Source organism: Citromicrobium bathyomarinum, assembly GCA_001306305.2.
GTDB lineage: Bacteria > Pseudomonadota > Alphaproteobacteria > Sphingomonadales > Sphingomonadaceae > Alteriqipengyuania > Alteriqipengyuania bathyomarina.
The window spans coordinates 2,932,480-2,944,723 of the sequence record CP155577.1 but is presented as its reverse complement, the minus strand read 5'-3'; the positions used below and the strand labels follow the sequence as shown (position 1 = coordinate 2,944,723).

Genomic DNA, 12,244 nt, shown 5'->3' with positions numbered 1-12,244 from the left:
GCCCACGCGCCATCTCTCGCCCCATGCAGAGCCAGAACCCCATGATCGCCGATTTCGTGAAGCTGGTGAACGGTGCCGCGGGCACCTTTGCCGGGATGACCCGCGAGGCGCAGCAGAGCGCGCGCGAGCGGATCAAGGAAACGGTCGGCGGGCTCGACTTCGTCAGCCGCGAGGAGTTCGAGGCGGTCAAGGCGATGGCCGCCAAGGCCCGCGAAGAGAACGAGGCGCTGGCAAAGCGGCTCGATGCGCTGGAAGGCAAGGGCAAGTAACTCCGCCCGCTGGCGGTAAGCCACCGCTTTTGCATCGAAATTTATGAAATGTTGGATCGGGTGCGCCCGGCCCTCGCGCGCGTTCTCTCGCTGCAAGAGAGGTTGTCGCGCCATGTTCACACAACTCGATCCCCCGATCCCGCTCCATGTCCTGGGCAAGGGAGACGGCTATGCGCTGGGCGTCATCGACTACGGGCAGGAACACAACCTGCTGTGGGTGACCGCGATCGACGCCACCGGAGAAATCTGGTGCGCGCCCAATCCGGAGGTGCGCATGCAGGCCAACTGGTCGATGGCCCGCCCGCGCTCGATGGCGGTCAAGGCGTCGAAGGAGGCGATGGCGGGGTAGGCTTCGCGTAACAGATCGTCGCCCCTGCGCAGGCAGGGGCCCAACCCACCTTCAGGCCAGCACAATCTCGCCAAACCGGCAGCGACCCGCTAGTCCGCACCGATGCTCGGCGCTCGCTCCATCCAACCACGAATCCGCCGCAGCAGGGACGCCAGTAATCCATGCAGCTGAAGGCCCCCGCGATCGTTCTCGCCGCGCGCCCGCATGGCGAGAATGCGGTCATCGCGCGCATGCTGACGCACGAGGCCGGGATGGTCGCGGCCTATGTCGCGGGCGGGCAGGGGCGGCGGCTGCGGCCCGTGGTGATCCCGGGCAACTCCGTGGAGGCGGATATCCGCGCGCGCTCGGCCAGCCAGCTGCCCTTCGGCAAGGTCGAGCTGGTGGCAAGCCGCGCGCCGTGGCTGAACGAGCCGCTGCCCGCCGCTGCGATTTTGTGGGTCACGGCGCTGACCGCCTCGACCCTGCCCGAGCGCAATCCCTATCCCAGCCTCTACGATGCGCTGGGCGGATTGCTCGATGCGATCTGCCATGCGCCCTCCGCACGCGGCTGGGCGCCCGCGCTGCTCTCCTACGAGGTGCTGCTGCTGCGCGAGCTTGGCTATGGCGGGATGAAGCCCGAGGCGGGCGATCTGCCGCAAACGCTCGCCGCGCTGGGTGCGCTCGGCCCCGCGCTGGAGCGCTACCTGCTTGCCGAGCGGCATGGCGATGCTATGGCCGCGCGCGGTCGGCTGCTGGAGCGGCTGGCGCGGATCGCCTGACTTTTAGGCCATTGGGGGTCACACCTGAGTGCTTGAAATCGCGGTCATCCTGCCCACGCTCAACGAGCGCGAGAATATCGTCCCGCTGATCGAAAGGCTCGACGCGGAACTGGCGGAACTGCGCTGGGAAGCGATCTTCGTCGACGACGACAGCACCGACGGCACCGCCGATGCGCTGCGCAAGATCGCCCGGAGCGATCCGCGCGTGCGCGTGATCCAGCGGATCGGGCGGCGCGGGCTTGCCTCGGCGGTGATCGAGGGCGCGTGCGCGACCGCTGCGCCCGTGGTGGCGGTGATGGATGCCGATCTGCAGCACGACCCCGCGCTGATCCCGGACATGCTTGAACACCTGCGCAGCGGCGCGGCGGACCTGGTGGTCGCCTCCCGCTTTGCCGAAGGGGCGAGCGCGGATGGCCTGCCCAGCGCGCGGCGCGAACGCGGATCGCGGCTGGCCAACCGGCTCGCCCGGATGCTCACCGGGGTCGAGCTGAGCGACCCGATGAGCGGCTTCTTCGCGATGGAGACCGTCCGCCTGCGCGCACTCGCCCCGCGCCTGTCGGGGATCGGGTTCAAGGTGCTGCTCGACATCCTGTCAGGCTCGCCCGAGCGGTTGCGGGTGGCAGAGGTGCCAATGCATTTCGCCGCGCGGCGTGCGGGGGAAAGCAAGCTCGACCGGGCAGTCGCGTTCGAATTCCTGGTCGGCCTGTACGAGCGGCATCTGGGCCGGATCGTGCCGACGCGTTTCGCGCTGTTCGGCACGGTCGGCGGGGCGGGGGTGCTGGTCCATCTGAGCGTGCTGGCGCTCGTCTTCCGGATGCTGGGCAGCGGCTTCACCGCCGCGCAGGCGCTGGCGACCTTTGCCGCGATGAGCTTCAATTTCTGGCTCAACAACTGGCTGACCTACCGCGACCAGCGCCTGCGCAGCGTGCCCGCCGTGCTGCGCGGCTGGGCGGTGTTCTGCGTGGCCTGCTCGGTCGGAGCGCTGGCCAATGTCGCGCTGGCCAGCCTGCTGCAGGCGCGCGGCACCTACTGGCTGCTCGCCGCGCTGGCTGGGATCGTGGTCGGTGCGGTTTGGAATTACGCGCTGTCGAACCGGTTTGTGTGGGGGAGAGTATGAGGTAGAATGCTGTTTGTGAAAGCAGTCTATGCCTCTCTTACCGGTCTGCTGATCGGGATGCTCGGAATGCTGATTTTCCGCATGTCGGATGCTGGAGTTGTCTTCGGAGTCGTCTTCATCGCCTCGATGCTGACGCTCTGGATTGCTTCGGTGGTCGTGGCGGTGCGCAAACTGGTGAATTACACGCCGGACTAACCGCTCCGGACTACCGCCACCCAGCCAGCCACATCCACTGGTTGAACGCTTGCTCGCCCCAAAGCTCGGCGGCGCTCAGGATCGGGTAGAAATAGACGAACACGCCCACGCTGCCCGCCAGCACTACCCAGTAGGCCCAGCCGAACCCCGTCGCGCGCAGCCGCGCGAGCAGTAGCGCGAGGCAGGCGAGCAGGAAGCAGCTGGGCAGGAAATAGTGGTAGTAGAACTGGATCGGCTTGGCTGCGACGATCCAGAAGCCGATGCTCGCCGCGTAGAGCGTCACCGCAAAGGCCGCGTCGGCCCGGCGCCGGAACAGCGCGGCGAAGGCGCACCATGCGGCTCCGATGAGCCCAAGCCACATGGTCAGCGGATTGCCGATCAGCATCACCCCGCGCTGCGCGCCGTCGGTGACCTCGTACAGGTACCAGATCGCGCGGGTGTTCAGCACCCACTGGCCCCAGGTCGACTGGTAGGGATGCGCTTCCTTCACGCTCTCCTGCAATTCCAGCATGTGCAGATGCGCGCCGAGCAGGTCCATCCCCGCGAATGGCCCGTTCTCGACCTGGAAGGCGGGCCAGAAGGTCGCCGAGTACACCGCCAGCGGCAGCACGCCGAGCCACAGCGCCGCCTCGACCAGCGAGACGCCGCGCACCGGGCTTGCGTCCCCGTCGGCGAAACGCTGGCGTGAGGTGCCCGCATGGATCCGCATCGCGAGGAAGAACAGGCCCAGCAGCGGGGCGAGCGGTACGGCGTTCCACTTGGCAGCCATCGACAGGCCCAGCGCGATCCCGCTTGTGATCAGGTCCAGTCGCGCGCGCGGTTCGCGGCGCTGGCGGCAGGCGCTCGCGAACAGCCACAGCGCGGTGAGGAAGAACGCCGCCATGAAGATGTCGAGCATCGCAATCTGCGCGTGGACGAACAGCAGGAAGCCGGTCGCCAGCAGCACGCCATAGGCCAGCGTGGCATCACGGCTGTGGCTCGCGTGCCACAGCGCGCGCATCCCGGCGAACAGCGCGAGCGTGCCCGCCAGTGCGGAGAAGATCCGCCAACCCCACGGGTTGTCGCCCAGCAGCCAGATCCCCGCGGCGATGATCTCCTTGCCCAGCGGCGGATGCTCGGGGTTGCGATAGTCGAACCCGGTCAGCAGCTCGCGCGCTGCGGGAAGGTAATGGATTTCATCGAAGTACGGCCCGCCGGGCAGCCACAGTCGCCACAGGCACAGCAGCGCAAAGCCCAGCGTCAGGCCGAGGCAGGCCAGCAAGGGATCGTCGCTTGCGGGAACGCGGGTCGCGTGCGCTCGGGTCATTGCGAGCGATGCGATACGGGCGAGGGGCGACGGCGACAAGCGGGCCGATGATCATCGCGGTGCCCGCGTTGCCGATTGGCCACGCAGTGTGGCTTGGCCGCCGACAAGCAATTTCCTTTTGCCCGCACGCGCGCACGGGCCTAGCCGGTGGCCCCATGAAGAAGACCACCGGAATGGATCGCTCCGTCACGTCGCAGTGGCGTCCCGCAACGCAGGCCGTACGCGGCGGCACTTGGCGCTCCGAACATGGCGAGACGAGCGAGGCGATGTTCCTCACCTCGGGCTATACCTACGACAACGCGGCCGAAGTCGCCGCGCGTTTCGCGGGCGAGGCCGAGGGGATGACCTATTCGCGGCTCCAGAACCCGACCGTCGCGATGCTGGAAGAACGCATTGCGCTGATGGAAAGGGCGGAGGCGTGTCGTGTGCAGGCGAGCGGGATGGCGGCGATGACAGCTGCGCTGCTGTGCCAGCTGTCCGCGGGCGATCACTGCGTTGCCGCGCGCGCCGCGTTCGGTTCGTGCCGCTGGCTGGTCGACCACCTGCTCCCGCGCTTCGGGATCGAGACCAGTGTGATCGACAGCGCGGACAACGACGCGTGGGAAGCCGCGATCCGGCCCAACACCAAGGTCTTCTTCTTCGAAACGCCCGCCAATCCCACGCTCGACGTGGTCGACCTCGAGCATGTCTGCGGTGTTGCGAAGGCACACGGGATCACGACCGTGGTCGACAATGCCTTCGCCTCGCCCGCGCTGCAGCGGCCGATGGAGTTCGGCGCGGACGTGGTGGCGTACAGCGCGACCAAGCTGATGGACGGGCAGGGCCGCGTGCTCGCGGGCGCGGTGTGCGGGACGCAGAAATGGATCGACGAGGTCCTGCTGCCCTTCCAGCGCAACACCGGGCCCAACCTCTCGCCCTTCAATGCGTGGGTGGTGATGAAAGGGCTGGAGACGCTCGACCTGCGCGCGCACCGGCAGAGCCAGAACGCCGTTGCGCTGGGCGCATTCATGGAACCGCGCGTGCCGCGCATCCTGCATCCCGGGCTGGAAAGCCACCCGCGCCACGCGCTCGCCTTGAAGCAGATGCGCGCCACCGGGCCGATCTTCGCCTTCGATCTCGGCAGCCGCGCAAAGGCGCACGCCTTTCTCGACGCGCTGGAACTGGTCGATCTGTCGAACAATATCGGCGATTCGCGCAGCCTGGCGTGCCACCCGGCCAGCACCACTCACACGGGCCTGAGCGAGGAAGCGCGGGCAGAGATGGGCGTGACCGAGGGACTGGTGCGGATCAATGTCGGGCTGGAGGACATCGAGGATCTGCGCGAGGATATCGACCGGGCGCTGGGCGCGGCGGGGTTCTGACCGGGGCTGAAGCCTCCACTTCTACGGCCCTATCGCCGGGCTAATTCGACTCGCAGGCAATCCCGTCATCGTCGCGGTCCAGCTCGGGGCGATAGCCGGGTTGCCCGCGACGAATATTGCCGAAACCCGCTGCCCGGGCGGTGGTGCAGTTCGGGAAATAGACGCTGCCATCGACCGAATTTCCACTCGCGGGCCGGGTTGCACGCCGCTGCCGGTGGCAGTGATAGTCGCCGGTCTTGCGGTTGTTATGGCATCCCTTGGCATTGAGCCCGCCGGGGTGGGCGGATACCCCGGGGTCGATAGAAGTGCGAGCGAGGCGAGAATAGTCAGCCGCATGGTGCGAGCTAAGCATGTTGCTGCGATCTTGAGAAATGAATTCCGGGCGCGGGCGGCAGTGGTACCGCACATGCGCGCAGGAAAAGCACCAGCTCCAGTCGGGCCCGGGACTGGTGTTTCCCTTCTTCCCCTGCGCCATCGCCCCGCGCAACCGCCGGAACGCCGCCGCGCCCACACGTTCTCTCCTTGAATGCAGAAAAACAGGAGACGACACACATGGGCGAACTACTCGAAGCTGCGCAGGAGCGGATGACGCGGGCGGCGGAGATGGTCGGGCTCGACAAGGAGGTCGTCTCGCATCTGCTCAACCCGATCGAGACGCTGTCCGCCTCGGTCAATATCCGGCGCGACGATGGCTCGGCGCTGGCGCTCAAAGGCTGGCGCTGCCGGTACAACTCCGCGCTCGGGCCGACCAAGGGGGGCATCCGCTTCCACCCCAGCGTCCACTCGGACGAGGTCGAGACGCTCGCCTTCCTGATGACCATGAAATGCGCGCTGATGGGCCTGCCCTTCGGCGGCGGCAAGGGCGGGGTCGAGGTCGATGCGCACGACCTCTCGACCATGGAGAAGGAGCGCGTGGCGCGCGGCTACGTGCGTGCGATGGCCAAGATCCTGGGCCCCGATCGCGATGTGCCCGCGCCCGACGTCGCCACCGGAGAGCGCGAGATGGCGTGGATGGTCTCCGAATATTCGGAGATCGCGGGCTCGATCCAGCCGCATGCCTTCACCGGCAAGCCCGTGGCGCTGGGCGGGATGCCGGGGCGCACGCCCGCGACCGGGCGCGGCGCGCATATCGCGCTGGAGGAGATGCGCGACCTTGCCGGGCTGGGCGAGGATGGTGGGCTGGCCATCGCGCTGCAGGGCTTCGGCAATGCCGGCCTGTGGTTCGCCAAGGCCGCAGCCGATGCGGGGCACGCAATCGTCGCAGTCGCCGATTCCTCGGGCACGGTCAGCAATCCCGAAGGGCTCGATATAGAGACGCTGGCGCAGGTGAAGGAGGAGAAGGGCAAGGTCACCGCCTACGATGACGGCGATGCGCAGTCCTCCGACGATCCAGAGGAGGTGCTGGCGACCGAATGCGACGTACTGGTGTTCGCCGCGCTGGGCGGGGTGATCGCCGATGCGGACGACGCCAAGGCGCTCCAATGCAAGGCGATCGTCGAACTGGCCAACCGCCCGATCCTGCCCGCCGCCGACAAAGCCTTGCAGGATGCGGGGATCGAGGTGGTGCCCGATATCCTCGCCAATGGCGGCGGGGTGACGATCAGCCACGCCGAGTGGGTGCAGGGCCGGCAGGGGATCGACTGGAACTCCGACGATGTCGACGACTATCTGGAAGACACGATCGCCGAAGCGTCCGAAAATGTGCGCGAGGTGATGCAGGAGTGCGACACCGACATGCGCACGGCGGCCTATGCGGTGGCGCTGCGCCGCCTGTGTGCCGCGATTTCCGCGCACGGGACGCGGGCGGATTTCGGCAAGAGCTGAGCTGTGGGGCGGGGCAAGCTGCGCGTCGGCCTGTGGGCAAGAAACGACGCACCGCCTTGCCCTCGGCCCAAATCGCATTACGCTCGCGAATCGTGATGAAGAACCTGTTCGACCACGCCGCCACGACCGAAGACATAACCGTCAGGGTCACGGTCAATTTTTTGCCCGAGCAGAGCGATCCTGCAGCGGGCAAGTGGTTCTGGATCTACCATATCCGGATCGAGAACGCCTCGCGCGAGCGGGTCCAGCTGATGACCCGCCACTGGCGGATCACCGATGCGCAAGGACTCGTCCGCCATGTCGATGGCGAGGGTGTGGTCGGCGAACAGCCGGTGCTCACCCCGGGCCGCAGCCATGATTACGTCTCCGGCTGCCCGCTGACGACGCCGTTCGGTTCGATGGAAGGCTTCTACACCTTCCACCGCGAAGACGGCTCGCCGATCGAGGTGCGCATTCCCTTCTTCCCACTCGCGGCGCCTGCCACCGCGCACTGAGGGCGCGCGCTCGGCGATCGTCGTTGCGACGACCGGCCGCAGATCGGGACCAGGCAATCTGGTGCGGTGGAGCGTTGGGCCAGCCCGGGTTGCTTCGCCTGTCGGCCGCCAGAAAGGCTGGATGTGGTAACCCAAGCGCCGCGCTTGCGCTGTGCGTCCGCGCGCCCATAAGCGACCACCGATGGTGGGAGCCGAGGCCGCGCAGATGAATTCGCAGTGTTCAATGCATGTATGCTCATGGCAATTCCGGCGCAGAATACAGCTTCTGTCAAAACCAACTCGCTGGCTGCGAGACGGGCATTGTCGAAAGCTGGCTCTGTTGGTGAGACATATGCTTTTCTTTCGGAACGATAATCATATTCGTGTAGCAACCTAGCCTGAAGGGAGAGGGGGCTTTGTTGACCAGGTTTTCCGTCCGCTTGATGTCTCTTGTCGCCTTGACGGCTTCGACATGCGCTTTCGCACAGGAGCTTGCTCGTCCGGGTGACGAGCCTTCCGCGATCGAACAGGAAAAGCCGACTTCTCCTGAAGAGAGTTGGCGTCCCATTATGCGGGGGCAACTGCCGAACGGATTGCGCTATGTCATTCTTCCGCGAACGTCAGCGGAACCGGGGGTGGCCATTAGAATCCGGGTGAAAGGGGGCTTCCTTGCCGAACACCGACCCGGGGAGCGCGGGCTGGCGCACTTGATCGAACATCTCGCCTTCGCCAGTTCGACGCGATCCGCGCCCGACCAAATTCGTCGTTTCCGTCAGGTCGGCTTTCCCCTTTCCTTGCCCAGTCCGGCAGGTGGCACCACGACCTGGCGAGAGTCAGATTACTTTGTCGTTTCCCGGACCAACCAGACTGCCGATCTGGACGTATTGCTTGGTCTCTACCGTGAGGTTGCAAGCGAGCTCCTCTTTCCGGCACACATCGTCGACGAGCAGCGCGAGACCGTGATGCGCGAGATGGCGGACAAGCGGCTTGGCAATGATATCCATGCTGGTTTGATTGCGGCGATCGCTCCCGGATCGCCGACCGACTTGATCGATGCCCAGAACTCCGACGACGTGCCAACTGCCAGCCCAGACGCCGTTCGCGCGCTTTATCAGCGCCTCTATCGGCCGGAAAACACCACCATCGTGATCGTCGGCGACGTCGATCCTGACGAGATTGCGACACTGATCGACGCGCAGTTTGGCGATTGGCAGGGCGAAGGGCCCGCGCCGGAGCACGCCCCCGTCCCGACATTCTATAGCGGGCGCATCGCACCGGTCAGTCACTCGGCATTGCGCTACGCGCGCGAGGGCGCGACATTCTCGCTCACGATGCCATACGAGCCGCTCACATCGCGAGCGAGCCAGGCCGAAGCCGATCTGCTCGACCTGCTGATGATGCGCGTGATCAACAACCGCCTCGCGACAGGCCGCGAAGCCTACCCGGCTGGCAGCTACGGGTTCTTCATAGAGAACGGCGCGAACAATTTCCGCTTCCTGGTCATGTGGGACGACTTTGTCCCGGGTCGCTGGCGCGAAGCCGCCGCCAACCTCGTGCAAACCGCATGCGACATCGGGCAGACCGGCTTCACCGAGGCCGAATGGGCGGCGGCGAAGCAGAGCCTGATCGCGGAACTCGAACAGCGTGCGGGCCGCGCGAACGAAGCCGCGAACTTCGACTTGGCGTTGCAGCTGGCCAATGCCGCGACGCTGGATCGCGATCTGCTTCCGCCCGGCGAGATGCTGGCGGTTGCAAGGTCTCTGCTGCCAGGCCTGGATGCTTCCGAAGGGCGCAAGTGGTGGCTGGACCAAAGGGCGCAAGGCAGCCGACACTTACGTGTGACCTCAGCCGACCTCGCCTCGCAGACGAATGCAAACGCAGCCATTCGTAAGGCCATCAATGATGCCGTATCCGAGGAAGCGTGTCAGATCCCGCACTAGGCATAGGCATCTTGGCCGCGCCGCCGTTCCCACAGATGTGGCTCTGGCGTAACCCGGCTTGCCGCAAGCGCCCTCGCTGGCTAGCGATGCGCGCGATATGAAGCGCACGCTCCTGCCCCTCAACGCCCTGCGCGTATACGATGCCGCCGCGCGGCACCTTTCCTTCACCAAGGCGGCGGACGAGTTGGCGGTGACGCCCGCCGCGGTCGGCCAGCAGATTCGCGCGCTGGAGGATCACCTCGGCACCGTGCTGTTTCGCCGCACGAGCAAGGGGCTGGAGCTGACCGAGGAAGGCGAGGCCGGGCTCGACAATCTGCGCGAGGGCTTCCTCCGGTTCGAGGAAAGCGTCTCCGCGATGCAGGCAGGGCAGGCGGTCGACCGCTACGCCATCGGTGCGCCGCGTGGTATCCTCGAAAGCTGGCTCGCCCCGCGCCTCGCCGCGTTCCAGGCCGAGCGGCCCGGTGTGCGCTTTCAGCTGCGCGAGCGCGAGCGGGCGGATTTCTCCGAAGCCAATCTCGACCTCGCGATCTGGCTGGCCGAGGGGCCGGAGGAGTTTCCCGGCGAGCAGATTTCCAAGCCGCTGTGGGTCACCGTCGGCCCGGTCGACAGCCCGCATGCCAAGGGGCGCAGCGTCGGCTGGCCCGGCGATGGTCGCGATACCGACGCGGAGCCGTGCATTGCGGTTGGCAGTGCGGGCCAGGCGCTTGCCAGCGTGATCGCGGGGATGGGGTCTGCCCGGCTGCCCTTCGCTCTGGCGAGCGAGGCGATCGATGCGGGGCGGGTGCGCGTGGAGGAAGGGCCGGTCGAAGGCCGCCGGTCCTACTGGCTGGTCGCGCCGCCGCCGCAATGGCGGCAGAAGAAGGTGCGCGCGCTGGTCGATTACCTCAAGGCGTCGATCTGATCAGCGCAAGCTGCGCATGATCGCGGTGCGCGCCTGCGGGTTCCACACGAAGCGGGCGAGATGCGCCTCGATCTCGGTGGCGTTGGAGCGCGCATAGCCGCGACTCTCGACCGCGCGGGTCAGTTCGTCGAGCATGCCTTCCACATCGGCGGAGGATTCTTCGATCGGCCGGGTGCTGGCGAGCCGTTCGGCCGTGGCACGATCCTCCAGCGCCAGAACAGCGAGCATGACGTAGAGCTGGCTGAGCGGATCGAGCGTCCGGTTGCCCTGCGACATCGCGCCGATCCGGGCGCGCCAGTCGCCGGCGGCCTGCGCGAACTCGGATCCGCAGGGCGCGGCCTCGGTCGCGATCATCCCTGCGAGCACGGGGTAATAGCCACCGCGCTCGATCATGTTGAGAAAATAGCTTTCGGCAGCGGCGCACTCCCCATCGGCGAGCACGATCCGCGCGGCGAGCGCATTGGCGTAGCTGTTGAAGGGATCGGCCTCCAGCGCGCGGGTGGTCAGATCCCAAGCCTCGCCCTCGCGGCGGATCGGCAGGCCCTGCCGCAGGTCCGCCTGATAGAGGAGGAGGGCTTTGCGCGCGAGCCAGAAGGGCGCGTAATCGCTGCGCGGATAGCGCGCGAGACAGCGGTCGAGCAGGGCGGGCAAGATATGTGTCGAGGTGACGGTCGGCCGCGCGGCGCTCTCTGATCGCAGGAAGCACAGATAGTCGCTCCTCGCTCTGTCATGCGCCTTGAGTTCGAGCTGCGCGACCAGTCCGTCCGGGGTCAGCAACTGGGCCAGCTCCCCGCCAAGCACTGCGTCGAGCGTCTCGCTGTCGGCGGGCAGGGCAAGGGTGGAAACATAGGCGCGCGCCCCCTCGCGATCGAACAGTTCGAGCCGCAGGCGATCCGGCGCGTCGAGGGCGGGCGCGCTGTGCAGCGTCAGCCGGTAATCGGCTGCGGTACCTGCGCGCGCGAGGGTGGCGATAAACGAACCGGCGACCTGGCTTTCCATGTCGAAGCGGACATGCTCGGCCAGTTGCGGGTCGCCCAGCTTGGCGAGCGCGAGCGGGGCGATGTCCACCTCGACCGCGATCCGCGGCGCTGCTGCGCCCGCCGAGCCTGTGCCGCCCCAGCTCCCGGAGAAGAGGTTGAACAGGCCGAATGCGAGGATCACCAGCGCGGCGAGTGCGCCTGCCGCGCGCAGCAGCAGATCACGCGATCCGCGTGCCGGGCGTGCGGCATCGGAGGGCACGGTGCGCGCAGCGTCGGCATCGTCCTGCGGCTCGGCATGGGTATTGCCCAGTCTTTCCGGATAGGCCTTCCCTGGCGGAGCGAGGTGAAGCCGGTAGTCACCCTTGTCGAGATGAACCGCGAGCCCGTGGCCGGGCGCGATGCGGCTGTAGTAGTCGGCCAGGTTTCTGCGCAGGCGCGATATTTGCACGCGGGGGTAGCTGTCGCTGGTCAGGTCGTAGCTGTCCTCGCGCCCTAACCCGTCGACCGCGATGGCATACTGGCTGAGCGGACCGTCCCCTGCCAGGGTCTGTTCGCACAGGTAGCTGAGGAGGCGCGATTGCACCGGTGCCTTGACGAACGCCGGATCGGCAAGAACCCGCGCGACTTCGGCGGAAAGTTCATCCGCGAAATCATATGCTGGAACGGGCTCTGCGGTCACCTCGCAGCCTGCCTTTCCGGCCAGCCGACATTCTGTAACAGTTAAAATTCGCGTTAGTATTTGGCTCGCCTGTCACGAGCATATCACATTAT

General features: G+C 66.7%; 13 protein-coding genes. 10 read left to right on the top strand and 3 right to left on the bottom strand.

The window, feature by feature from the left end; all coding sequences use genetic code 11:
• Positions 1–23: 23 nt before the first annotated feature.
• The 5 genes from VO57_014695 to VO57_014675 all read left to right on the top strand — a co-directional run bounded on the left by VO57_014695 (position 24) and on the right by VO57_014675 (position 2,688).
• A complete protein-coding gene (locus tag VO57_014695; protein ID XBL69364.1) occupies positions 24–269 on the top strand; it encodes an accessory factor UbiK family protein in 246 nt (81 codons plus the stop codon).
• 112 nt (positions 270–381) lie between these two features.
• Positions 382–618 (top strand): hypothetical protein, encoded by a 237-nt coding sequence (locus tag VO57_014690; protein XBL69363.1) that lies wholly within the window; start codon positions 382–384, stop codon positions 616–618.
• Positions 619–779: 161 nt separating this feature from the next.
• A complete protein-coding gene (locus VO57_014685) occupies positions 780–1,376 on the top strand; it encodes a recombination protein O N-terminal domain-containing protein (protein ID XBL69362.1) in 597 nt (198 codons plus the stop codon).
• Positions 1,377–1,404: 28 nt separating this feature from the next.
• Positions 1,405–2,493 carry a glycosyltransferase family 2 protein gene (locus tag VO57_014680; protein ID XBL69361.1) on the top strand — a complete coding sequence of 363 codons (1,089 nt, stop codon included), beginning with the start codon at positions 1,405–1,407 and terminating at the stop codon, positions 2,491–2,493.
• 6 nt (positions 2,494–2,499) lie between these two features.
• Positions 2,500–2,688: a hypothetical protein gene (locus VO57_014675; protein ID XBL69360.1), complete on the top strand. Its 189-nt coding sequence runs from the start codon at positions 2,500–2,502 to the stop codon at positions 2,686–2,688.
• Between the two features lie 10 nt (positions 2,689–2,698).
• Here VO57_014675 and VO57_014670 read toward each other — a convergent pair whose 3' ends face one another.
• The gene (locus VO57_014670; protein ID XBL69359.1) at positions 2,699–3,994 is read right to left on the bottom strand and encodes a phospholipid carrier-dependent glycosyltransferase; all 1,296 of its coding nucleotides are present in this window, start codon (positions 3,992–3,994) and stop codon (positions 2,699–2,701) included.
• A gap of 155 nt (positions 3,995–4,149) precedes the next feature.
• On the opposite strand from VO57_014670, the gene VO57_014665 reads away from it, so the two are divergent.
• On the top strand, positions 4,150–5,355 hold the full coding sequence (locus VO57_014665) for an aminotransferase class I/II-fold pyridoxal phosphate-dependent enzyme (protein XBL69358.1): 1,206 nt from the start codon (positions 4,150–4,152) through the stop codon (positions 5,353–5,355).
• Between the two features lie 40 nt (positions 5,356–5,395).
• On the opposite strand, the gene VO57_014660 is transcribed toward VO57_014665, so the two are convergent.
• Complete coding sequence (locus VO57_014660; protein ID XBL69357.1) at positions 5,396–5,707, bottom strand: excalibur calcium-binding domain-containing protein; 312 nt, start codon at positions 5,705–5,707, stop codon at positions 5,396–5,398.
• Positions 5,708–5,907: 200 nt separating this feature from the next.
• On the opposite strand from VO57_014660, the gene VO57_014655 reads away from it, so the two are divergent.
• The 4 genes from VO57_014655 to VO57_014640 all read left to right on the top strand — a co-directional run bounded on the left by VO57_014655 (position 5,908) and on the right by VO57_014640 (position 10,493).
• Positions 5,908–7,179: a Glu/Leu/Phe/Val dehydrogenase gene (locus VO57_014655; GenBank protein XBL69356.1), complete on the top strand. Its 1,272-nt coding sequence runs from the start codon at positions 5,908–5,910 to the stop codon at positions 7,177–7,179.
• 95 nt (positions 7,180–7,274) lie between these two features.
• Positions 7,275–7,673, top strand: a complete 399-nt coding sequence (gene apaG, locus VO57_014650) for a Co2+/Mg2+ efflux protein ApaG (protein ID XBL71351.1) — start codon at positions 7,275–7,277, stop codon at positions 7,671–7,673.
• Between the two features lie 398 nt (positions 7,674–8,071).
• On the top strand, positions 8,072–9,592 hold the full coding sequence (locus VO57_014645) for a pitrilysin family protein (protein XBL69355.1): 1,521 nt from the start codon (positions 8,072–8,074) through the stop codon (positions 9,590–9,592).
• 97 nt (positions 9,593–9,689) lie between these two features.
• Entirely contained in the window at positions 9,690–10,493 is an 804-nt protein-coding gene (locus tag VO57_014640; GenBank protein ID XBL69354.1) for a LysR family transcriptional regulator, read from the top strand.
• On the opposite strand, the gene VO57_014635 is transcribed toward VO57_014640, so the two are convergent.
• Positions 10,494–12,152: a hypothetical protein gene (locus tag VO57_014635; GenBank protein ID XBL69353.1), complete on the bottom strand. Its 1,659-nt coding sequence runs from the start codon at positions 12,150–12,152 to the stop codon at positions 10,494–10,496.
• Between the last annotated feature and the right edge of the window lie 92 nt (positions 12,153–12,244).

What these genes read in the sequence shown, in the direction of transcription:
- VO57_014640 (XBL69354.1), top strand. Translation starts at nt 9,690, where the DNA reads ATGAAGCGCACGCTCCTGCCCCTCAACGCCCTGCGCGTATACGATGCC.
- VO57_014685 (XBL69362.1), top strand. Translation starts at nt 780, where the DNA reads ATGCAGCTGAAGGCCCCCGCGATCGTTCTCGCCGCGCGCCCGCATGGC.
- VO57_014690 (XBL69363.1), top strand. Translation starts at nt 382, where the DNA reads ATGTTCACACAACTCGATCCCCCGATCCCGCTCCATGTCCTGGGCAAG.
- VO57_014655 (XBL69356.1), top strand. Translation starts at nt 5,908, where the DNA reads ATGGGCGAACTACTCGAAGCTGCGCAGGAGCGGATGACGCGGGCGGCG.
- VO57_014660 (XBL69357.1), bottom strand. Translation starts at nt 5,707, where the DNA reads ATGCTTAGCTCGCACCATGCGGCTGACTATTCTCGCCTCGCTCGCACT.
- VO57_014675 (XBL69360.1), top strand. Translation starts at nt 2,500, where the DNA reads ATGCTGTTTGTGAAAGCAGTCTATGCCTCTCTTACCGGTCTGCTGATC.
- VO57_014695 (XBL69364.1), top strand. Translation starts at nt 24, where the DNA reads ATGCAGAGCCAGAACCCCATGATCGCCGATTTCGTGAAGCTGGTGAAC.
- apaG (XBL71351.1), top strand. Translation starts at nt 7,275, where the DNA reads ATGAAGAACCTGTTCGACCACGCCGCCACGACCGAAGACATAACCGTC.
- VO57_014665 (XBL69358.1), top strand. Translation starts at nt 4,150, where the DNA reads ATGAAGAAGACCACCGGAATGGATCGCTCCGTCACGTCGCAGTGGCGT.
- VO57_014670 (XBL69359.1), bottom strand. Translation starts at nt 3,994, where the DNA reads ATGACCCGAGCGCACGCGACCCGCGTTCCCGCAAGCGACGATCCCTTG.